Genomic DNA, 25,472 nt, shown 5'->3' on the forward strand with positions numbered 1-25,472 from the left:
TCAGCCATCCCCGCCGAGACCGTCGTCGCCCGCCGGCTGCGATGGCGAACCACCCGCATCCAGACGACGGCGGCCGATGATACCCGGCAGCGTGTCGTCCACCCCGTCTGTCGCCGGACGTACCGGCCTGCCCGACGACCACGCGAGCACGCGCTCCCGTTCGCCGGGTGTCACGATCGGACACGCACCCACCGGGGCCCCCGGCTGTGCCGTGAGCCCGTCGAGGAGCGTAACCAAGCGCTGCGCGAGCAACTCGATGGTCCCCTCGTCGAAGAGGTCGGTCGCGTAGACCATCGATGCCGACCACGACCGGTTCGCCCGTGCGGCGACCGCGACCGTCAGATCCAGCTGCGCCGAGGTGACCGGCGACTCGAGCGCCGAGACGCGCAGGCCGTCGGCCTCGATGACCGGCGACGCCGCTCCGGTGTTGGTCAGCGTGAGCATGACCTGCGCCAGCGGCGAGAACGCCCTCGACCGGGTCGGGTTGAGGCGGTCGACGAGTGTCTCGAACGGCACGTCGGCGTTGGTGAACGCATCGAGGTCGACGACCCGCGTCTCGTCGAGCAGCTCGTCGAAACTCATCGCCGGGTCGACCTCGGCCCGCAGGATCAGGGTGTTGACGAACATGCCGATCAGCTGGTCGATCTCGGCGCGCCCGCGACCGGCGATCGGGGTCGCCACCGCGATGTCGTCGGTGGCGGTGACCCGGGCGAGCAGTACCGCCAGACCGGCGTGCACGACCATGAACGGTGTCATGCCGCGCTCGCGGGCGAGCGTGGTGATCCGGGTCGCGACGTCGAGAGGGATCTCGAAGTCCACCCGGGCGCCCCGCAGAGACGCCACCGTCGGCCGGGGACGGTCCGCGGGCAGTTCCAGCACGTCGGGAGCCCCGGAGAGCTTGCGCATCCAGTACGCGAGCTGCCGTCCGACCACGGACGTCGGATCGTCGACCGCGCCCAGTTCGCGCTGCTGCCACAGTGCGTAGTCGGCGAACTGAACGGGCAGCGGCGGCAACTCCGGCGCACGACCCGCCGCCCGTGCCTGATAGGCAGCGGCGACATCGCTCATCAGCGGCACCATCGACTCGCCGTCGCCGACGATGTGGTGCAGCACGGCGAGCAACACCCAGGTGTTCTCGTCGCGTCGCCACAACCGGATGCGGGCCGGGATCTCGGTGGTCACGTCGAAACCGGCGGACAGGGCCTCGAGGAGCTCGCCCTCCGTCGCGCACTCGACCAGCGTCGGCAGGTCCGCGGACCCGGCGGCGGCGTGGACGACCTGGGTGGGCCGCCCGTCGACCGCGGGGAAGGTCGTCCGCAGGATCTCGTGCCGCGCGACGACGTCGTCGACCGCGGCGGCAAGGGCGGCTGCGTCGAGATCCCCGCTGAGCTGGACCCCGATCGGCAGGTTGTAGGCCGTCGAGGTGGGATCGAGCCGGTTGATGAACCAGATCCGCTGCTGCGCGAACGACAACGGGATCGACTCCGGCCGTGGTTCGACCCGGGTGACCGGCGCACGCAGGCCACCACGATGTTCGCCGAGGGCGGCCAGCGCCCGCGGCGTCGGGGACTCGAACACGTCCCGGACCCCGATGTCGGCGTCGAGGGCGTCCCCGACCCGCGCCGCGAGGCGGGTGGCCGACAACGAGTTGCCGCCGAGATCGAAGAAGTCACCGGTGACCGACACGGCGTCGACGTCGAGCAGATCGGCGAAGATCGCGACCACCCGGGCCTCGCTGGGCGTCTCCGGCGCCACGAGATCCTCGGTGCGGGTCGCGGGCACGGGCAGCGCCCGCTTGTCGAGCTTGCCGGTCGGGGTGAGCGGCAGGCTCGCCAGGACCGTGATCGTCGACGGGATCATGTACGACGGCAACCGGTCCGCGAGATGGTCGCGGAGGCCGGGGATCTCGGCGCCTGCGACGGCCCCGTCGATCGCACCGTCGGCGGGCACCACGTAGGCGGCCAAGGCGGTGGCCACCGACCCTCCGACCCCGATGACCACCGCGGTGGCGACGTCGGGGTGCGACGACAGGGCGTTCTCGATCTCGCCCAGCTCGATGCGCAGACCCCGCAGCTTGACCTGGTCGTCGGCGCGACCCAGGTACTCCAGGACCAGCTCGCCGTATGCCGTGCGGACCCACCGCACGCGATCGCCGGTGCGGTACATGCGTTCGGATTCGCCGTACGGCGACGCGACGAAGCGTTCGGCACTCAGCCGGGCACGGCCCAGGTACCCGCGTGCCAGCGAGGCGCCGGTGGCGTAGAGCTCGCCGGCCATCCCGACCGGAACCGGGCGCAGACGCTGGTCGAGCACCAGCAGACCCGTCCCCGGGACGGGACCACCGATGTGCACCGGCTCATCCGGCGAGAGTGGTCCGCTGATCGTGACGGCCACCGACGTCTCGGTCGGACCATAGGCGTTGTGGAACCGCACCGACCCCGCCCACCTGCGGACCAGCGCGGCGGAGACCGCCTCACCACCCGAGGCCAGGACCCGCAGCGACGGCAGTCCGCCCGGCTCCACGGTCGCCAGGACGCTCGGCGTCAGGAACACGTGCGTCAGCTCGTGCTCCCGCAGGAACCGGGTGAGGACCTCCCCGCCCACGACGTCGTCGGGCCGGTAGACCAGCGTCGACCCCGATGTGGAGGCGAGCAGCCATTCGAGCACCGAGGCGTCGAAACTCGGTGACGCGTAACCGAGTACCCGGGAACCGGGGGCGATGCCGAACCGCTGCGCCTCGGCGGTGGCGAAGGCGTGTGCACCCCGATGGGTCACCGCGACGCCCTTGGGGACGCCGGTGGACCCGGACGTGTAGATGACGTAGGCGAGTGCGTCGAGGTGCGGTGTTCCCGCGGTCTCCTCGGGACGCACCGGTCCCCCGTCGACATCACGCACGGCATCGGCGAGTGCGAGGGTGTCGATCCACTCGGCTCCCCCGTCGAGGGTCTGCGGTCCGGCACCGATGATCAGCCGCACGCCCGAATCGGAGACCATGTGAGCGATCCGCTCGGTGGGAAGCGTCGGGTCGATGGACAGGTACGCCGCGCCGAGTTTGGCCAGCGCCCACTGGGCCACGATGCGGTCGACGGTGCGACCCACCGCGAGCCCGACCACGGAGTCCACCGCGATGCCGCGACCGATCATCCACCGCGCCAGGCGGTTCGACTGTTCGTCGAGCTCGGCGTAGGTGAGCGACGCGCCGGTGCCGTCGGTGACGGCCACGGTGTCGCCGTGTTCGGCGGCGACCTCGGCGAAGACCTCGGCCGGCATCCGCGGTGCCGGTGCGGAGGCCCCGCGGACGGGCGTGAGTTCGGCGGCGGCGGCATCGTCGAGCAGCGCGATCGCCGACGTCGGCAGATCGGCGTCGTCGACCGCGGTGCGCAGGATCTCCCGCAGCGCCGCCCCGAAGACGCGGACCTGGTCCTCGGCGAACGCCGAGGGCAGGTACTTCAGCTTCAGCAGCAGCCGGTCACCCGACGGCGAGGAGGCGAGGTTGAGCGGGTAGTGCGTCGAGTCGTCGGCGTCGACACCGACGATCTGCAGACCGCCGGCCAGCGAGGTGTCCGCGGTCGACAGCGAATCGGAGTCCACCGGGAACGACTCGAAGACCGTCAGCGTGTCGAAGAGCGCACCGATCCCGGCCAGCGCGGTGATGTCGGCGAGACCCACGTGCTGGTGGTCGAGGACCGCGACCTTCGCGGCCTGCATGGCGCCGAGCACGTCGCCGATCGGTGCCGACGGATCGACGTCGACGACGGTCGGCACCGTGTTGATGAACAGGCCGACCATGCCCTCGGCACCCTCGAGATCCGACGGGCGGCCCGAGACCGTCTCGCCGAACGCGACCACCTGGTTGCCGGTCATGCGTGAGAGCAGCACGGCCCATGCGAACTGCAGGATCGTGCTGACGGTGACGCCGCGCGACCGGGCCAGCCGGTTGATCGCGGCGGTCACCTCGGCGTCGAGCCATTCCTCGTGGTTGCGCGGCAGCGACCGGGTGGTGGCCTCGTCGCCGTTCGCGACCATCGTCGGCTCGTCGAGCGGCGCGACCACCTGGCGCCATGCGGCCAGTCCGGCCGCCGAATCGGAGGCGCCGAGCCTGCGCACGTGGTCCCCGAAGTCGGACTCCCCGGCGAGGGTCGCCGTATACGGTCCGACCCCGGCGTAGAGGGCGAGCAGATCGGCGAGCACCAGCGGACCCGACCACCCGTCGAGCAGGATGTGGTGGTTCGTGACGATCAGGCTCAGCGTCGCCGTGGCGTCGCCGTCCCCGCTGCCGCGCTCCACGCACACGAAGCGCATCAGCGGCGGCGAGTCGAGATCGAAGGGTGCGATCCGTTCGGCATCGGCGATCTCGCGGACACGACGGTCGACGCCGTCGGCATCGAGCCCCGGTTCGAGGACCACGTCCGACCACGGGAGCTCCACCCGCGGCGGCACGACGGCCACGAGCGCCCCACCGGCCGTGCGCACGTAACCGCTGCGCAGCACCCGGTGATGAGCCACGAGTTCCTCTGCCGCAGAACGCAACCGCGCGCGGTCCACATCGCCGCCGAGGTGCAGGACGGCCTGCGTGACGTAGACGTCCACGCCTCCGGCCGAGTGCACACCGTCGGCCCCCGACGGGTCCCGCGCGGTCATCTGCGACTGGAAGTACAGACCGGCCTGCAGCGGCGTCAGCGGCCAGACGTCGGCACCGGGGAATCGCACCGCGAGCGTGTCGAGTTCGTCCTGGCTGATCGAGCTGCCCGGTACATCCGACGGCGATCGTCCCGGGTCCCCGACCGTGTCGATGTGCTGCACGAGCGAGCCCAGCTCGTGCGCCCACAGTCCGGCGAGGGCCGAGATGTCGTCCGCGTCGAACAGTGCCTCGGGGAACGTGAAGTTCACGCTGAGGCGCCGCTCGTCGCCGTCGCGACGAGTACTGACGTTGACGCTCAACGGGTTCAGGGCGACCATGGCGCCCGACACCGACGGCGGCATCCCCGGGGCGCCCGGTGCTCCGGTGAACGGGATGACCTCCGCCGGTTCCTGCGCGATGGACCGGCCTGCGCGTCCGGCGCCGAAGAAGTTGAACCCGATGCTCGGCAGTGGCCGATGCGTCAGCTCTGTATCCCGGGCGTACCGCAGCACACCGAAGCCGAGTCCGCCGTCGGGCTGGCCGAGACGCTCCTCCTTGGCCGACTTCACCGCGTGGGTCACGTCGGTGGAGGGATCGACCGAGACCGGGGCGATCGTGGTGAACCAGCCGACGGTCCGCGACAGGTCGACGGCGCGCCGGCCGTCGGCCGTGTCGATGTCGTCCTGTCGGCCGTGTCCCTCGACGAGGACGGTCACCGGTGCGACGTCGGCGATGCCACGGGCCGACTGCCACGCGCGGACCGCGCGGGCAAAGGTACCGAGCAACACGTCGTTGGCGTTGCCGCCGAAGGCTTCCGGGACCACGGTCAGGGCGGCCTCGGTGACGTCGGCATCGAACGCGTGGGTCACCGACACCTCGGTCGAGAACCGGTCGCGAGCGGGGTCCAGCACGGCCCCGAGATCGGTGGGCCGGGCCGGGAGACGGTCCAGCCAGTACGGCAGTTCCGCGTCTCGCCGCTGCGCCTGCTCCGAGACGGCATGCGTCCAGGCGCGTTCCGAGGTCGATTCGGGACGCAGGGCGAACGGCTGGCCGGCCGCCTGCTGCGCCCAGCCCGTGACGAGGTCCTCGATGAGGATCGGCCACGACACGGCGTCGACACCGAGGTGGTGGATCGCCAGCACGATCCGTCCCTCACCCGCGGAGTCCTCGACGATGCCGGCCGCCACGAGGGCACCGGTCGCCGGGTCGAGATGCGCCAGGGCCTCGGCGTGGGCGGCACGCAGGTCATCGGCGTAACCGGCTTCGTCGACCGTCGAGGCGGACCGATGCGTGAACACATGGGGCGCGGGGGACGTGACCTCACCGGGATCGGCGTCCTCGTGCCGGTCCGACCCGGCTTCGAGGTGCCAGGTACCGCCGTCGGCGATCAGCCGTGCCGACAGCATCGGGTGTACCGCGACGAGCTCGCGCAGCAGGTCCGACAGCGCCTCCGGGGTGATTCCCTCCGGTGCGTGCAACACCCGGTACTGCGAGAAGTCCGCGAAATCCGCGGCGTCGGTGGAGTGTTCGATCATCCACGACATGACCGGCAGGAGCGGCATCTCGCCACGCGCCCCGCCTGCGGGTTGCCCGAGTGCGGGCAGGCGATGCGCCTCCCCCGCGACGACGCGGGCCATCCCCCGGATCGTGCGTTGCTCGAAGATGTCTCGCGGCGTGAGGGTGAACCCGGCCGCGCGGACCGCCGAGGCCAGCTGGATGGACATGATCGAGTCGCCGCCGAGCGCGAAGAACGACTCGGTGACCGACACCCGCTCGAGCCCGAGGAGTCCGGCCACGATCGTGGCCAGCGTCTCCTCGACGGCATTGGCCGGCGCCACGTAGTCGGCGTCGAGCCCGGCGAAGTCCGGAGCGGGCAGTGCCCGGCGATCGAGCTTGCCCGCGCTGTTCAGCACGACGTCGTCGATGCGCATCCACAGTGTCGGGCGCATGTACTCCGGAAGTGCCTGGGCCGTCGCCTCCCGCAGGACGTCGAGGTCCACGCCCGACGGCGCGACGTAGGCGACGAGGTGCTGCCCGCCGCCCGGCGCATCGGCGACCGTCACCGCAGCGTGGACGACGCCCGGCGCGGCCGCGACAACCGACTCGATCTCGCCGAGCTCGATGCGCTGACCGCGCAGCTTGACCTGGAAGTCGGTGCGGCCCAGGTACTCGATCTCCCCATCGGCGTTCCAGCGCACCAGATCGCCGGTGCGGTACAGACGTGCACCGGGCGGGCCGAACGGATCGGCGACGAAACGTTCCGCCGACAGTCCGGGTTGTGCGGCGTACCCGCGGGCGATCTGATGGCCGCCGAGGTACAGCTCCCCCGGCACACCGGTTGCCACGGGCTGCAACCGTGCGTCGAGGACATAGGTCGTCGTGTTCCACACCGGCACGCCGATCGGCACGACCGACTCCGCTTGCGTCACATCGGCATACGCCACCTCGACGGCGGCCTCGGTGGGACCGAACAGGTTGACGATCTGCACGTGCGGCAGCAGCGAGTGGGCGCGTGCGACGACACCCGGCGGTAGCGCCTCGCCGGAGGCGAACAGCCAGCGGAGCGTACTCAGCCCCGAGATCACCTCGGCGGGAACGACGTCGAGGAACACCGAGAGCATCGACGGCACGAAGTGCACCGAGGTGGCGTGTGACCGCTCCACCAGTTCGGCGATGTAGAGCGGGTCGGCATGGCCGCCGGGCTCGGCGACGACCATCGTCGCACCGGTCAGCAACGGCCCGAACAGTTCCGGCACCGAGACGTCGAAGGTGTACGGCGTCTTCTGGATGATCCGGTCGCCGGCAGTCCACGGGTACTCGTCCAGACCCCACCGCAACCGGTTCATCACCGCGGCGTTGGAGACCGTCACGCCCTTGGGCCTGCCGGTGGATCCGGAGGTGAACAACGTGTACAGCGCGTCGTCGCCGCGCATCGGGCGGACTCGTTCATCGTCGGTGACCGGAGGCGTCGACAGATCCACCTCACGTGTGGAATCGACCGTGACCCGCCGGATCTCGTCTCCGAGACCGTCGAGGTCGGCCTGCACCGGACGCGGCCCGACGAGGAGGAACCGCACCCCGGCCGTGTCGACCATGTAGCGCACACGATCGGCGGGCGCCGCGGTGTCGATGGGTACGTACTGCCCGCCGGCCGCGACCACGGCATGGACGGCCACGACCATCTCCACGCCGCGATCGATGCACACGGCCACGGCGACATCTGGGCCAACGCCCAGACTCAGCAACTCGCGCGCGAGTTCGGCGACCCTGGCGCCGAACTCGCCGTAGGACAGCTCACGGTCGGCGAAGGTCAGCGCGATCGCGTCGCGCGACCGCGCCGGGCGAAACGAGATGGCATCGGCCACCGATCCCGCCGGGATGGCGGTGTCCGCGCCGCGCGAGCGGCGGAGTATCTCGTCGACCTCCGCGGGTTCGAGGAGGGCCGCGTCGGCGACGGGTGCCTCCGCCCGCGTCGTGAGCTGATCGAGCAGCCCGACGAATCTCCGGGCCAGCTGCACCACGGTGTCCTCGTCGAACAGGTCACGCGCGAAGACCAGTGAGATGGGCCAGTCGGCCTCGTCGTCGGGAACCGTCACGCCGAAGGTCAGATCCACCTTCGCCGGCGGTTCGGTCGGCGGCATGGGCTCGATGTCGAGTCCGGCGACGGCCGCGGGCGCGGTGTCCGCACCCATCTCCGGCAGAGCCGTCTGTCCGAAGGTCAGCATCACCTGGGCGAGGGGCGCGAACGCCTCCGATCGGACCGGGTTGAGCTTCTCGACCAGCATCTCGAAGGCGACGTCTGCATTGGCGAACGCTTCCAGATCGGTCTCGCGCGCCTGATCGAGCAACTCCGCGAACGACATCGACGGATCGACCCGGGCGCGCAGCACCAGGGTGTTGACGAACATGCCCACCAGGGGATCGAGCACCCGCTGGCCGCGCCCGGCGACCGGTGTGGAGATCGCGATGTCCTCGCCCGCCGACAGCCGCGCCAGCAGGACGGCGAGCGCGGCGTGCACCACGATGAACGGGGTCGCGTCGGCCTCTCGAGCCAGTTCGCGGATCCGAACGCCGATCTCGGCCGGGATCGCCGCGGCCACGCGGCCACCGCGCTGCGACGCGACGAGCGGCCGGGGCCGGTCGAAGGGCAACGTGAGGACCTCGGGCAGATCGGCGAGTTTGTCTGTCCAGTAGGACAGCTGGGCACCGACGACAGAATCGGGGTCCGATCCGTCACCGAGGACGTCGTGCTGCCAGAGCGCGTAATCGGCGAACTGCACCTCCAGCGGTTCGAAGTCGGGTGCGCGACCCGACACCCGTGCGTCGTAGGCAGTCAGTACGTCGGTCAGCAGCGGATTCATGGATTCGCCGTCGGCCGCGATGTGGTGCACGACCACCGCGACGACCGCACGATCCGGCGCGATCTGCCAGACCCGCACGCGGATCGGCCAGTCGGCGGCGACGTCGAAGCCCGCGACGACCGCGGCCTCGAGGTGTCGCTGGTCGGTCACGACATCCCAGTCGAGCCGGTCGGCGATCTGCTCGCGCGGCGCGACGAGCTGATACGCCACACCCTCGACGGACGGGAACGTGGTGCGCAGGACCTCGTGGCGCTCGATCACGTCGATGATCGCCAACCGCAGGGCGTCGATGTCGAGGGGTCCGGCCACCTGTAGGACAACGGGGATGTTGTAGGTCGGCAGCGACGGGTCGAACTGGTTGATGAACCACATCCGCTGCTGCGCGAACGACAACGGGACGAGCTCGGGCCGTTGCGGATTCGCGACGATCGCCGGCAGGGCCTCGGCATGACCGGACACCTCGCCGACCAGGGCGCGCACGGTCGGCGCCTCGAAGAGGTCGCGAACCGAGGTCTCGACGCCCAGCACCTCGCCGACCCGGGCCGCCACACGGGTGGCCGACAGCGAGTTGCCGCCGAGGTCGAAGAACGACTCGGTGACGCTGACCCGTTCGAGTCCCAGGACGTCGGCGAACACCGCGGCGACCGCGGCCTCCTGCTCGGTCTCGGGTTCGACGATCTCGCCGATCTCGATGACCGGTTCGGGCAGCGCGGCCTTGTCCAGCTTGCCCACCGGGGTGAGCGGCAGCGCGTCGAGCACAGCCACCGAGGCGGGCACCATGTGCGCGGGGAGGCGTTCGCCGACAAAGGTTCTCAGCTCCGCCGTGTCGATCTCGGCGGACCCGGAGCCGGTGTCGACGGCCACCACATAGGCGGCGAGCGCGGTGGCGACCGAACCGCCGACACCGATCACGACGGCCGACCGGACGGCGGGATGTTCGGCCAGCACGGATTCGATCTCGCCGAGTTCGATGCGGAGGCCGCGCAGCTTCACCTGGTCGTCGCTGCGCCCGGAGTATTCGAGAACGGGCGCACCGGTCGAGTCCTGCCGCCACCGCACGATGTCACCGGTGCGGTACATGCGATCACCCGGGTGCCCGTGCGGGTTCACCACGAACCGGTCGGCGGTCAGTCCCGGACGGTCGAGGTAGCCGCGCGAGAGCGCTCCCCCGCTGACGTAGAGCTCACCGGCGACCCCGATGGGCACGGGGCGCAGTTGCGCGTCGAGCACCATCAGGCCGACTCCGGCGAGCGGGCCGCCGAGGGCGACGGGCTCTCCCACCGCCATCGGCGCGCTGATCGTCACGCCGATGGTCGTCTCGGTGGGTCCGTAGAGATTCTGGATGCGACGGAACGGCGCCCAGCTGTCCTTGAGCGCCTGCGGTACCGCCTCACCACCGGCGTAGACGACGCGGAGCGCCGGCACGGCCTGCGGCTCGATCGTCGCGAGCACGGTCGGGGTCAGGAAGGTGTGGGTGATGGCCTGACGCATCATCAGGTCCTGCAGCGGCTGTCCGCCAACGGCTTCGGCGGACCGGTAGACGAGCACGCCGCCCGAGACGATCGCGAGCAGGTATTCGAGCACCGAGGCGTCGAAGCTCGGCGAGGCGAAGCCGAGGACCCGGGAGTACTCGTCGGCACCGGACCGGCGGATCTCCTCGGCGGCGAAGTTCGCCAGACCCGAGTGCGTCACCGCGACGCCCTTGGGCCGTCCGGTGGAACCGGACGTGTAGATGACGTAGGCGACGTTGCTCACCCGGACCGGCGCGAGACGTTCGGTGTCCGCCACGGTCGCATCGGATTTCGCGGCGATCTCCGCCGCCACTCCGGTGTCGTCGAGCCGGACCCAGTCGAACCTGTCGCCCGGCAATTCGCCGGAGGCCCCGACCGCCAGGCCCAGGATCGCACCGGAGTCCTCGACCATGTTCGCCACGCGGTCGGCCGGGTAATCCGGGTCGATGGGAACGTAGCCTGCGCCGGTCTTGGCCACCGCCCAGATCGCGGTGAGCAGTTGCGCAGACCGTCCGATGGCCAGCGCGACCAGCGTCTCCGCTCCGATGCCGCGCTCGATCAGCCAGCGCGCCAGGCGATTCGACCGGGCGTCGAGCTCCGCGTAGGAGAGCATCACGTTGTCGGCGTCGACGACGGCCTGACGCGGACCCCACTTCGCGGCGGCCTGGGTGAAGATGTCGGCGAGGACCACCGGTTCGGTGCCGGCCCCACCGGTGACGACCGCGTCGGAGTCGGCGATCGAGACGGTCTTCTGCGGCTCCGGTTGCGCCGCGGCGCGGGCGAGTTCGGCCACCGACATGGTCGTCTCGCCGAGGGAGATCTGCCGCAGCGGCACCTCGGGCTCCGCCAGGGCCTCGGTCAGCAGCGTCACGAGCTGTTCGGCGAGACGTGCCACCGACGGTTCGTCGAAGAGATCGGTCGCATAGGTGATCGCACCCGACCAGTCCTCGGATCCGGCCGGTTGGGAGAGCGCGACCAGCAGGTCGACGCGAGCCGGGATGCGTTCGGTGGTCACCGAACTCACCTGCAGCCCCGCGACCTCGCCGATCGACAGATCCGGACCTGCCAGTTCGGGGAGGGTCGATTGGTCGAACGTCAGCCACACCTGGGTGAAGGGTGCGAACGCTGCCGACCGGTTCGCACCGGCCGCATCCGCGACCACGTCGAACGGTACGTCGGCGTTGGCGAAAGCAGCCAGGTCGGCGTCCTTGGCCGCGTCGAGCAGGTCGGCGAAGCCGCGGTCGCGGTCGACGGTAGTCCGCAACACCAGGGTGTTGACGAACATCCCGACGAGCGGATCGAGCACGCGCTGCCCCCGACCGGCGATCGGTGTGCCGACGGCGATGTCGTCGCTGGCCGACAGCCGCGACAGGAGGGCGGCCAGTGCCGCGTGGACCACCATGAACGGGGTGGTTCCGGTCTCCTGGGCGAACCCGGCGATGCGATCGCCGACCGACGCGGGGACGCCGAACAGGACGCGGCCGCCGCGCTGGCTGGCCCGCGCGGGCCGGGGACGGTCGGTGGGCAGCTCGATCACGTCCGGCAGGCCGGCGAGGCGGTCGGTCCAGTAGGTGAGCTGACGGCCCACGACGGACTCGGGATCCTCCGGCGAACCGAGTACCTCGTGCTGCCAGATCGCGAAGTCGGCGAACTGGACGTCGAGATCGGCGAATTCCGGGTCGGTGTCGGCGGACTCGGCGAGGTAGGCGGTCACGACGTCACGCACGAGCGGCGTCATCGACTGCCCGTCCGAGGCGATGTGATGGGTGATCACCGCGAACACGTGTTCGTCGGGTGCCACCTCCCAGATCCGGGCGCGGATGGGCCACTCCCGCGAGACGTCGAAGCCGGCGGAGACCGCCGCCTCGATCTCGGCCTGCGAGGACACTTCCTGCCAGTCCAGCTTGGCCGCGACCGACGTCGCACGGTTGATCTTCTGGTAGGGCATGCCGTCGGCCGACGGGAACGTCGTCCGCAGCGACTCGTGGCGCGACACCACGTCGATCAGCGCGGCGTGCAGGGCGTCGGTGTCGAGGGCGCCGGACAGCCGCAGCACGATCGGGAGGTTGTAGGCCGACGAGGTGGTGTCGGCCTGGTTGACGAACCACATCCGCTGCTGGGCGAATGCCAGCGGGATCCGTTCGGGCCGCGACTCGACCGCCACGATCGGAGCGCGGGCGGAGTCGAGACCGGAACTGACACGCGTCAATTCGCGCACGCTCGGGGCGTTGAAGAGTTCGCGGATCGAGATCTCGGTGCCGGTCACCTCGCCCACGCGGGCCACGAGCCGCATCGCGGCGAGCGAGTTGCCACCGAGGTCGAAGAACGAGTCGGTCACGCTGACGCGATCGACACCGAGGATGTCGGCGAACACCTCGGCGACCGCGGCCTCCGCCTCACCGGCGGGAGCGACGTACTCGCCCGCGGTGAAGACCGGCTCCGGCAGTGCACGCCGGTCGATCTTGCCGGCCGTGTTGAGTGCGATGTCGTCCACCGGCATCCACACGGTCGGTCGCATGTACCCCGGAAGCGCTTCGGCGACAACGGCCTTGACCCTGTCCAGGTCGATGCGCTCGCCCGGGACGCCCGCCAGGTAGCCGACGAGGTGTTCCCCGCCGCCGGGCACGGTGGCGACCGTCGCCGCGGCGTGGACGACGCCGGGAGCCGAGGCGATGACCGCCTCGATCTCGCCGAGTTCGATGCGCTGGCCGCGGAGCTTGACCTGGAAGTCGGTGCGTCCCAGGTACTCCAGGACGCCGTCGGGGCGCCGGCGCACCAGGTCGCCGGTGCGGTAGAGCCGCGAACCCGGTTCGCCGTACGGATCGGCGATGAACCGTTCGGAGGTCAGGTCCGGGCGGGCCGCGTAACCGCGGGCCAGTTGCACCCCACCGAGGTAGAGCTCACCGGGGACACCGGCGGGCACCCGGCGCAACCGGGCGTCGAGCACGACGGCGGAGGAGTTCCACACCGGGACGCCGATCGGCACGGTCGGGTCGTCGGCGGCGACCGAGTGGATGCGTTCGAAGGTGATCTCCACCGCGGCCTCGGTCGGGCCGTACAGGTTGAAGAACCATGCGTCCGGCCAGATCTCGCGGACCGGTGCCGCGACCGCGGGCGGCAGCGCCTCACCTGTGGTCGAGATGATGCGGATGGTGTCGAGCGCGGCGAGCTGCTCGCGGCCGACGACCTCGAGGAAGACCGACAACATCGACGGCACGAAGTGGATCATCGTCGTGCCGGTGCGGGCGATCTCGTCGGCGACCTGACGCGGGTTCAGATGTCCGCCGTCGGCGAGGACCACCAGGCGGGCACCGATCGACAACGGCGCGAACAACTCCGGCACCGAACAATCGAACGTGTACGGCGTCTTCTGCATGACGACGTCGTCGGGACCGATGGGCAGGGCGTCCAATCCCCACCACAACCGGTTCAGCACCGCGGCGTGCGACAACGTCACGCCCTTGGGGCGGCCCGTCGAGCCCGAGGTGAACAGCGTGTACGCGGCGTCGTCGGGGCGCAGCGGCGAGAGTCGCTCCGCATCGGACACCGGCGCGGCGGCCGACGAGTCGACATCCACCAGAGCCGAGGCGTCGACCACGACGACCCGCACGCCGGTGTCGTCCGCGGCGGCCACGGCGTCACGGACACCCTCGGCGTCGGCGACGAGCAGCACCCGCACACTGGCGGTCTCGTACATGTAGCGGACGCGGTCCGCGGGCGCGGCCACGTCGACCGGCACGTACTGTCCACCCGCGGCGATGACGGCGTGGATCGCGACCATCATCTCGACCGAGCGTGGGATACACAGGGCGACAGCCACATCCGGTCCGACGCCGCCCTCGATGAGATCGCGGGCCAGCGTGTTGACCCGCGCGACGAACTCGGCGTAGGACACCTCGCGGTCGCCGAAGACGAGTGCGGTGGCGTCCGGGGTGCGCTGAGCCTGAGCCGAGACGGCGTCGCTGACGGTCTGCACGGCGGGCAGTTCTCTGCGCTCGCCCCACTCGGCCGACTCGATGGCGGCCGTCGTCTCCGCGGCGACGAACGGCGCATCCCCCACCGCCCGGTCCGGAACCGAGGTCAGGGCATCGAGGAGACGGATGAAGCGCTGGCCGAACTCGAGCACGGTCGGCTCGTCGAACAGGTCGGTCGAGTAGTCGAGGTTGACCGGCCAGGTCTGCCCGGCGGGCCGGGAGGACACCGTGATCCAGAGATCTATCTGCGACGAGACCATCACGTCCGCGTACGGCGTCACCGTGATACCCGCGGCATCGCCGAGTGCCTCCGCGGCCGTCGCCGACGGACTGAACGAGAACATGACCTGGGCCAGCGGCGCGAAAGCCTCCGAGCGTACGGGACTCAGCCTGTCGACCACCGTCTCGAACGGGACGTCGGCGTGGGCGAACGCGTTCAGATCGACGTCGCGAACCGCCGACAGGAGCTGTTCGAACGACTGCGCGCCGTCGACCAGCGTCCGCAGCACCAGCGTGTTGACGAACATGCCGACGAGCGGATCGAGCTCTGCCTGACCCCGGCCGGCGATCGGCGTGCTGACGACGATGTCGTCGGTGGCCGACAGCCGTGCCAGCAGGACCGCGACGGCGCCGTGCAGCACCATGAACGGCGTCACGTCGGCTCCGCGCGCGACCTCGGTGACGCGCTCGCCGATCTCGGCCGGGATCTCGACCCGGGCGCGGGCGCCTCGCCCGGAGGCGACCGGCGGACGCGGACGGTCCGACGGCAGTTCGAGTACGTCGGGTACACCGGCGAGTTGACCGGCCCAGTAGGCCAATTGACGCCCGACGACCGAATCCGGGTCGTCGACCGAGCCGAGGACGGTGTGCTGCCAGATCGCATAATCAGCGAATTGCACTGCGAACGGCGGGAACTGCGGTTCGTTCCCGGCGACGCGGGCGCTGTAGGCGGAGACCAGGTCGGAGACGAGCGGGGCCATGGACTCGCCGTCGGCACCGATGTGGTGGAACACGACGGCGAGCACGAACTCACCGGGTTCGACCGCCCACAGGCGCGTCCGGAACGGCCACTCCTCGGTGACGTCGAATCCCCGTGTCACCGCGGCGAAGATCTCGTCCTCCGAGCCGACGATCTCCCAGTCGAGGCGGTCGGCAACCGATTCCGGCGGATGCACGAGCTGGAAGGGCACGCCTTCGGCATCCGGGAACGTCGTGCGCAGGACCTCGTGCCTGCGGACGACGTCGCCCAGAGCGGTGTGCAGTGCCTCGACGTCGAGGTCACCCGACAGTCGCAGCACGATCGTCATGTTGTGCGTGGGCGCAGCGGGGTGGAGTCGGTTGAGGAACCACATCCGGGTCTGCGCGAACGACAGCGGAATCCGTTCCGGCCGCGGCGACACCGCCACCACGGGCGCGATCCGGGAGCCGCGACCGGTCAGCGCCGCAACCAGCTCGCGCACCGACGGTGCCTCGAAGACGTCGCGGACCGAGACCTCGACGCCGAGGGCGTCACCGACGCGGGCACTGACCCGCATCGCCGACAGCGAGTTGCCGCCCAGCTCGAAGAAGCTGTCGGTGGCACCCACTCGTTCCACCTGGAGGAGCTCCGCGAAGACCTCGGCGACCGCGGTCTCCTCCGGCGTCTCGGGGGCCACGTAGTCGCCCGTGGCGAACTCGGGCCGCGGCAGCGCCCGTCGGTCCACCTTGCCCGACGTGGTCCGGGGCATCTCGGGAAGCGCCATCCAGACCGTCGGACGCATGAACTCCGGCAGACCGCGCACCGCTGCGCCGCGCACCAGGTCGAGATCGACGTCCTCGCCGGGCCGGCCCGCGACGTAGGCGACGAGTTGCTCGCCCCCGCTCGGGGCGGTGGCAACGACGACGGCCACATGCACGACACCGGGCGCCGAGGACAGCACGGACTCGATCTCGCCGAGCTCGATGCGTTGTCCCCGCAGCTTTACCTGGAAGTCGGCACGGCCCAGGTATTCCAGCACGCCGTCGGTGTTCCACCGGGCGCGGTCGCCGGTGCGGTACAACCGGCCGCCGCGCGGGTCGAAGGGATCGGCGACGAAGGTCTCGGCGGTGAGCCCCGGCCGCGAGGCGTAGCCCCGGGCCAGCTGTGGCCCGCCGAGGTACATCTCGCCCGGGACGCCCGGCGGGACCGGGCGCAGCCGGTCATCGAGGACGCGGACCGTCGAGTTCCACACCGGTGCCCCGATGGGGATGTTCGGCGTCGGCCGGTCCACGCGTCCGTAGGTGATGTCGACGGTCGCCTCGGTGGGACCGTACTGGTTGTAGAGCCCGAGTTCGGGGAGCAGCCGGAGCAGACCACCGGCGAGGGCGGGACTCAGAGCCTCACCGCCGGAGAAGATCCGGCGCATCGACCCGAGATCGGCATCCCCGGCACCGGTGGCGCCGTCGAGGAACGCCGCGAGCATCGAGGGCACGAACTTGGCGGTCGTGATCCGATGACGCTCGATGAGGCGTGCGAGGTAGACCGGGTCCCGATGTCCGCCGGGTTCGGCGACGACGACCGGCGACGCGGCGAAGATGCCGCCGAAGTAGTCCCACACGGATGCGTCGAATGTGTAGGGCGTCTTCAGGAAGAAGACGTGCTCGCCCGGGCCGTTCGACTCGGTGAACCATTCGAGGGTGTTGCGCAGCGCGCCGTGGGTGACGGTCACGCCCTTGGGGCGTCCCGTCGATCCGGACGTGAAGATCGTGTAGACGGCATGATCCGGCAGCACGCGGACGGGTCGGTCGGCGTCGGAGACCGATGCGACCGCGGTGTCGACCGGCGCGGAGGCGTCGACGACGACCACCGGGAGATCCACGCCGGCAAGCGCTTCCGGACGCTCGGCACCGGTGAGCACCATGGCGACGTCCGCGGTGTCGATCATGTATTGCGTGCGCTCGACCGGGGATTCGGTGTCGATCGGCACGTACTGACCGCCGGCCGCCACGATGGCGTGCACGGCGACCATCACCTCGACCGAACGGTCGATGCAGACACCCACGGCGACATCGGGTCCCACACCCAGCGCGATCAGTTCTCGCGCAAGAATGCTCACCCGGGCCGCGAACTCGTCGTAGTTCACGACGCGGTCGTCGAAGAGAACGGCGGGGCGATCGGCCGCACGTGCCCGCGCATCGGCGACGAGGTCGACGACGGTGTGCTCGCCGGCGATCCGGACCTCGTGTCCGTGAGACCACGCGGAGACGTCGAGACCGTCCACTGCGGACACCAGCGGGATGTCGGACGTCCGCTCGTGGGGACGGCGGGCAACCGTCTCCAGGATGTGTACCAGGATCTCCCCGAAGACCCGGATCTGGTCGTCGCCGAAGGCTGCGGGCAGGTACTTCAGCTGCAACGAGACCCGTCCACCCGCGGCCGCGGTGATCAGGTTGATCGGGTAGTGGGTGGTGCTCCTCGAGTCGACGTCGGCGACGACGAGACCGTCGGCCATCCCTTCGGTGTCCTGCGACGACAGCGCATCGGTGTCGATCGGGAACGACTCGTGGACCGTCAGCGTGTCGAACAGCTGGGCCGACCCGGCCAGGGCCGTCAGCTCGGACAGACCCAGGTGCTGGTGGTCCATGACCGTGACCTTCGCGGCCTGTAGCTTGCGGAGCACCTCGACGATGGTCGCGGCCGGGTCGACGTCGACGACGCTGGGCAGCGTGTTGATGAAGAGCCCGACCATCGTCTCCACGCCCGGCAGATCCGCGGGCCGGCCCGAGACGGTCTCGCCGAACACGACGACCCGGTTACCGGTCATCCGCGACAGGAGGACCGACCACGCGAACTGCATGACCGTGGCGACGGTGACGCCCTCGGTTCGGGTGAGCTCCTCCAGACCGGCTGTCGTCTCCTCGTCGAGCATGACCCGGTGCTGCCGGGGCAGTTCGTCGTCGGTCGCCTCGAGTCCGGGCGCCACGAGAGTCGGCCCCTCGATCGGCGCGAGCACCTTGCGCCACGCCTGGAGACCGGCGGCGCGGTCGGAGGCGGCGAGCCGCTGTACGTGATCCGCGAAATCCAGGGTGGTCCCAGACCTCAGACCTCCAGACCCCAGACCTCCAGAACCCAGCCGCCCGGAACCCTGACCCCCGGCGCTCTGGCCGGTGTAGGTCTCGCCGGTGGCGTACAGGGCGAGCAGGTCGGCCAGGACCAGTGGACCGGACCAGCCGTCCATCAGGATGTGGTGGTTGGTCACCACGAGGTGCGCCTGTTCGTCGTGCCACACGAGCACGAAACGCACCAGGGGCGGCCGTCCGAGATCGAACCGGGCGAGCCGCTCGCCCTCGACGATCCGCCGGATCTCGGCGTCCGCGTCGTCGGCGGTCACACCGGAGTCCAGATGAACCACGCGCCATGGGATCTCGACGCGCTCGGGGATCACCGCGACGACCGCGCCGCTGGCGGTTCGCAGATAGGCCGACCGCATCACACGGTGTCGGGCGAACAACTGTTCGGCCGACGAGCGCAGCCGGTCGCCGTCGACACGTCCGCCCAGCGTGAGGACCACCTGGGTGACGTAGACGTCCACGGCGCCGGACGCCTCACCGGACGCCGCGAGCTGTGCCTGGAAGTACAGGCCCTGCTGCAGCGGCGTCAGCGGCCACACCGCCGCGCCCGGATACGTGCGGGCCAGATCGTCCAGGTCGCGCTGGGTGACGCCCGTACCCGGGACGTCCGACGGAGACAGACCGACGCGGGTCCCGGAGCCGATCTCCTGGGTCAACGCGGAGAGTTCGGCCGCCCACATGTCGAGGAGATCGGTGACCTCGTCGTCGGCGAACAGTGCACCCGGGAAGCTGGCACCCGCGACGAGCTTGCGGTTGCCCTTCTCGTCGTGGGACGTCGTCACGCTGACGCCCAGGATGCTCAGTGCCACCATCCGGCCCGATGCGGACGATCCCAGGATCGGCGCGTCCGGCGCGTGGGTGAACGGGAGGACCTCGGCGTCCGGCGCGCCTGCGCCGCCTCCGGCACCGAAGTAGTTGAAGGAGATGCTCGGCAGCGGCCGCGCGGCCAGTTCCCCGGTGCCCACGTCGGCGGACCCGGAGCCGTAGCGCAGCCACCCGAACCCGATGCCGTTGTCCGGCTGGGCGAGACGAGCTTCCTTCGCAGCCTTCACCGCGTGCACCACGTCGGTGCCGGGATCGAGGCGCACCGGGACGATGGTGGTGAACCAGCCCACCGACCGGGACAGGTCCGCCCGACGCGGCGACTCGCCTGCGGCGAGAACCTCCTCGTACCGGCCGTGACCCTCGGTGAGGACGGTGACGGGTGCGCTGTCGGTGATCTCGCGACGCGACTGCCAGGACCGGACCGCACGGGCGAACGCGCCGAGCAGGACGTCGTTGACGTTGCCGCCGAAGGCCTCGGGCACCGCGGTCAGCACGGACCGGGTCACCGAGGTGTCGATCTCGAGGGAGACGTGACGCTCGGTGGACATCAGGTCGTGGGTGCGGTCGAGCGTGACACCGAGCGGGGTGGGTCGCGGCGGCAACTGACCGAGCCAGTAGTCGCGCTGCTCGTTCCACGAATCAGTCCGTGCCGCAAGGGCATCCGTCCACGCTCGGGCGCTCGTCTGTTCGGCACGAAGCTCGATGTCCCGGCCGTCGGACAGCTGCGCCCATCCGGTGATCAGGTCTTCGATGAGGATCGGCCAGGACACGGCATCCACGCCGAGGTGGTGGATGACCAGGAGCACCCGTCCCGCGCCGTCGCGGTCGCGGATCAGCGCCGCCCGCACCAGCTGCCCGGATTCGGGGGCCAGGGTCGCCGACACCGCACCGAACGCGGCACGGATGTCGGAGTCGAACTCGTCGGTCCCGACCGCGGCGGAACTCGCCACCTCGATGACCGCGGACGCGCCGTCGAATCCGTTTCCGACGGTCGACCGCCAGCCGTCCGCGGTCTGCGCGAGGGTCGCACTCAGCATGGGATGGGCGTCGACGACGGCCGCGAGGAGTTCGATCAGACGCTCGACGTCGAGTCCATCCGGCGCCCGGAGCACCGCGGCTTGCACGAAGTCGGCGAAATCCGATGCCGCTGCGGCGTGTTCGATCATCCAGTGCACGACCGGCGACACCGCGACCGGCCCGGTGCCGGCCGAGGGCTCCTCGAGCATCGGCAGGCGGGCGGCGTCGTCATCGGCCGCGGCAGCCATGCCGCGAATCGTGCGGTGCTCGAAGATCTCGCGCGGCGACAGGTCGACGCCCGCGGCGCGCGCCGCGGAGGCGAGCTGGATCGACATGATCGAGTCTCCGCCGAGGGCGAAGAACGACTCGGTGACCGACACCCGCGGGATGCCGATGAGGTGCGCGACGATCGAGGCGAGTATCTCCTCGGTGGTCGTGGCCGGCGCCACGAACATCTCGGTGTGTACCCCGAACTCCGGCTCCGGCAGGGCCTTTCGATCGATCTTGCCGGCGCTGTTGAGGGTGATGAACGGCAGCGTCACCCACACGGTCGGACGCATGTACTCCGGCAGCTCGGCGGCCACCGTCGATTTCACGAGGTCGAGATCGACCCCTTCGGGTGCGACGTAGCCGACGAGGTGGTCGGCTCCCGTCGGCGCCTTGGCCACCGTGACGGCGGTGTGCACGACACCCTCGACGGTCGCGATCACGGACTCGATCTCGCCGAGCTCGATGCGCTGCCCACGCAGCTTCACCTGGAAGTCGGTGCGGCCCAGGTACTCCAGGGTCCCATCCGCCTGCCAGCGCACCAGGTCGCCGGTGCGGTAGAGACGCGAACCGGGCGCGCCGTACGGATCGGCGACGAACCGCTCCGCGGACAGGTCGGCACGTGCGGCATAGCCGCGTGCGAGCTGGACGCCCCCGAGATACAGCTCACCCGGCACACCGACCGGCACCGGTCGCAGACGCGCGTCGAGAACCCATGTGGAGGTGTTGGCGACGGGTACACCGATCGGGATGATCGCCGGGGCGGCGGACACGTCGGCGACGGCGACCTCCACGGCCGCCTCCGTGGGTCCGAAGAGGTTGACGATCGAGACCTGTGGCAGCAGGGCGTGCAGCTTGGCCACGACGGCCGGCGGCAACGCCTCGCCGGAGGCGAAGACCCAGCGCAGCTCGGACAGCTCCGCGAATCGACCGGCTGGGACGAGGTCGAGGAAGATCGACATCATCGACGGGACGAAGTGCACGGACGTGGCCCGTGTCGCCGAGATCAGGTCCACCAGATAGTCCGGGTCGGTGTGACCACCGGGGCGGGCGACGATCATCGTCGCCCCGGAGATCAACGGACCGAACAACTCCGGCACGGAGACGTCGAAGGTGTAGGGCGTCTTCTGCACGATGCGGTCGCCGACGGACCACGGGAACTCCCCGAGTCCCCACCACAACCGGTTCATCACGGCCGCGTGCGACACCGTCACACCCTTGGGGCGGCCGGTGGAGCCGGAGGTGAACAGCGTGTATGCGGCGTGATCGCCCCGCAGCGGAGCCAGTCGGTCCGCGTCGGTGACGGGCGCGGAGTCGGCGACGGCGCTCGTCGCGTCCACCTGGACCACCGTGATCCGGTCGTCGAGTCCGTCGATCGCCTCCGGGCGTGCGTCCCTGGCCGACAGCACGACGTCCACCCGGGCGGTCTCGATCATGTACTGGACACGGTCGGCCGGGGCGGCGGTGTCGATCGGTACGTACTGACCACCCGCGGCGAGCACGGCGTGCACGGCGACGACCATCTCGACCGAACGGTCGATGCAGATGCCGACGGCGACCTCGGGACCGACCCCCAGCCCGATCAGCGTGCGAGCGAGATCTGCCACGCGCGAACCGAATTCACCGTAGGTCAGCTGGCGGCCCTCGAAGTCGATCGCCACCTGCGTCGGATCCTGGGCGATACGGGCGGCGACCGCGTCGGCGATCACCGCACTTCCGAAGACCCGGGTCTCACCGACCGACCAGCCGTTGACGCGGGCACGGTCGTCGGCCGAGACGAGCGCGAGATCGCCCACCGCGACAGCGTCGCGGCCGGTACCGGTCATGTCCCGCAGGAGCGAGACCAGACGATCGGCGAACCCGGCCACGGTGTCGGCCTCGAACAGGTCGTGTGCGTAGATCATGCTGCCCGACCACGCCTGTCCGGCCTCCCCGACCGAGACGGCCACGGCGAGGTCGAGTTGAGCAGAGACCTCCGGCGGTTCGACGGGCGTGATCGCCAGTCCGGGCAGCTCAGCCGCGTCGGCGTCGGCGTCCTCGCCGAGCACGCCGGGACCGGCGGGCAGCGCCTCACCCAGGGTGAGCAGGACCTGCGCAAGGGGTGCGAACGCTTCGGAGCGGATGGGATCGAGGTGTTCGACGAGCGTCTCGAACGGGATGTCGGCGTTGGTGAACGCGTCGAGGTCGGTACCGCGAACCTGTGCGAGCAGCTCGCCCACGCTCATCTCGGGCGCGATACGCGACCGCAGGACGAGGGTGTTCACGAACATGCCGACCAACGGATCGAGGACGCGTGAACCACGTCCGGCGACCGGGGTCGCGATCGCGATGTCGTCGGTGGCCGACAACCGCGCGAGCAGCACCGCGAGCGCGGCGTGGACGACCATGAAGGGGGTGACACCGTGCGTGCGCGCGGTGGCGGCCACGGAATCGGCGACCTCGGCCGGGATCTCGAAAGCGAGTCGTCCGCCACGGGCGGAGGCGACCGCGGGCCGGGCGTGATCGGTCGGCAGCTCGAGGACGTCGGGCAGTCCGGCCAGACGTTCGGTCCAGTGCGCGAGCTGACCGCCGAGGACCGACTCGGGATCGTCGGCGGAACCGAGCACGTCGTGCTGCCAGATCGCGAAGTCGGCGAACTGGACGTCGAGCGGGGCGAGCGACGGGACCTCGCCGGCGCTGCGTGCGACGTACGCCGCCACCAGGTCGGCGACAAGCGGCTTGCGCGACTCACCGTCGAAGGCGATGTGGTGGGCGATCAGACCCAGGATGTGGGTGTCGTCCTCGGCCCGCCACAGGCAGGCTCGCACCGGCCATTCCGTGGACACGTCGAAGCCGCGGGTGACCGTCCGCTCGAAGTCCTCGGCCGTCGAGACGATCGAGAAGTCGAGGCGGGACCCGACCTCCGCCGCGTCCGAGATCAGTTGGTACGGGCCGTGTTCGTCCTGCGGGAACGTCGTGTGCAGCACGTCGTGCCGCGCCACCACGTCGGCGATCGCCGCCTGCAGCGCCGCCACGTCGAGGTCCCCGGCCAACCGCACGACAGTCGGGATGTTGTAGGTCGGCAGCGTCGGGTCGAACTGGTTGATGAACCACATCCGCTGTTGCGCGAACGACAACGGGATACGTTGCGGGCGTGGCGACACCGCGACGACCGGCGGCAACGCCCGGCCGCGTTCGGTGGTGCCGGCCACGAGGTCCCGAACCGTCGGGGAGTCGAAGATGTCGCGGACCGACACCTCGACCCCGAGGACGTCGGAGACGCGGGCCGCGAGGCGCATCGCCGAAAGAGACGTTCCTCCGATGTCGAAGAAGCTCTCGGTGACACCGATGTCGTCTACGCCGAGCAGGCCCGAGAACGCCTCGGCCACCGCGGCTTCGGCGTCGTTCGCGGGTGCGACCACCTCGCGCTGGCTGACATCGGGTGCGGGCAGCGCGCGACGATCGACCTTCCCCGACGTGGTCAGCGGCATCTGGTCGAGGACCATCCAGGTCGTCGGCACCATGAACTGCGGAAGGCCGCGACGCGCGAGGTCCTTGACCGCGTCGAGGTCGGGCGTCACGCCCGGACCGCCGGCGAGGTAGGCGACCAGCTGTTCGCCTCCGCCCGCCGGGGCGGAGACGACGACGGCGGTGTGCACGACGCCGGGCGCCGAGCCCAGGATCGACTCGATCTCGCCGAGTTCGATGCGCTGGCCACGCAGCTTCACCTGGAAGTCGTTGCGCCCCAAGTATTCCAGTTCACCGTTGGCGTTCCATCGGCCCCGGTCACCGGTGCGGTACAACCGGGCACCGGCCGGTCCGAACGGATCGGCCACGAAGGTCTCGGCGGTCAGCCCGGAACGCGAGGCGTAACCGCGGGCCAACTGCACGCCGCCCAGATACAGCTCTCCCGCGACACCCACGGGCACCGGCCGCAGGCGGGCGTCGAGGACATGCACGGACGAGTTCCAGACCGGCGTGCCGATCGGGATGTTCTGCGCCGACGGGTCGGTGACCGCGCCGTAGGTGATGTCGACCACGGCCTCGGTGGGACCGTACTGGTTCACCAGAAGCGCGTCGGGCAGTTCGGCGGCCAGGCCGGTGGCCAGACCGGGCAGCAGGGCCTCGCCGCCGGAGAAGATGCGGCGCAGGGTCGCGAGCTTCTCGATGCCCGCCCCGGTCGCACCGTCCAGGAAGGCGGCCAGCATCGAGGGGACGAACTTGACCGACGTCACGCCGTGACGCTCGATGAGTCCCGCCAGGTAGCGGGGATCGCGGTGTCCGCCGGGCTCGGCCACGACGACCGCGCTCCGGTTGAAGACCGGTCCGAAGAATTCCCAGACCGAGGCGTCGAAGGTGTACGGCGTCTTCATCAGGAAGCGATGTGCGCCTTCGCCGTTGGAGTCACTGAACCAGGCCAGCGTGTTCCGCAGGGCGCCGTGGGTGACGGTCACGCCCTTGGGACGGCCCGTGGAGCCGGACGTGAAGATCGTGTACACGGCGTTGTCCGGATGGACGACCCCGAGACGTTCCGCGGCGGTCACCGGCGGCACCGGTGCGTCGGGCAGCGGCGCCGAGCTGTCGGCGCGCACGAGAAGGCCCGCGAATCCGGCGAGGGCCGCCGGCGGTGCACCCGGTCCGGTCACGACGGTCGAGACCCGCGCCGTCTCCAGGATGTAGCGGCTCCGCTCGACGGGACTCTCCGGGTCGATCGGCACGTACTGACCGCCGGCCGCGACGATCGCGTGCACCGCGACCATGATCTCGACCGACCGGTCGAGGCAGACCCCGACCGCCGCATCCGGTCCGACGCCGGCATCGATGAGTT

General features: G+C 70.5%; 1 protein-coding gene (only partly in view). It reads right to left on the minus strand.

Going from position 1 to position 25,472, the window contains the following annotated elements; translation table 11 throughout:
- Nucleotides 1-25,472: the 3' portion of a non-ribosomal peptide synthase/polyketide synthase gene (locus tag ACSUZC_RS17645; protein WP_439029775.1), read on the minus strand. 14,782 nt of this gene lie beyond the right edge of the window; 25,472 of the gene's 40,254 nt are visible here — the last part of the coding sequence; its start codon lies off the right edge, out of view; the stop codon is at nt 1-3.

This window comes from Gordonia terrae, from assembly GCF_051789125.1.
GTDB lineage: Bacteria > Actinomycetota > Actinomycetes > Mycobacteriales > Mycobacteriaceae > Gordonia > Gordonia terrae_A.